Below are 258 nucleotides of genomic sequence, written 5' to 3' on the forward strand. Positions count from 1 at the left end.
GTGAACGCCGCCAGCATGGCCGCATTGCCCGGCGAGTACCGTGCCGAACCCACACTGGCCCTGGCGGGCGGTGACGACGGCATGGACTTTGTGCGCAAGCTGTTTGCAGCCGCTCCGGCCTGCATGAGCGAGGACGCAGTCCTCATTCTGGAGATCGGCAACGAGCGCAGTCACTTCGAGGCGGCCTTTCCACAGCTCCCGGTTTTCTGGCTCGACACCAGCGCGGGCGAGGACCAGGTTTTGCTGGTCACCCGACAG

The 258-nt window shown here is 65.5% G+C and carries 1 pseudogene; it reads left to right on the top strand.

From position 1 onward, the window contains the following. Positions 1 to 258: pseudogene (locus KM800_RS15275) on the top strand (hypothetical protein); the annotation flags it as partial.

The organism is Clostridium tyrobutyricum (assembly GCF_019144085.1).
Classification (GTDB): Bacteria; Bacillota; Clostridia; order Clostridiales; family Clostridiaceae; genus Clostridium_B; species Clostridium_B tyrobutyricum_A.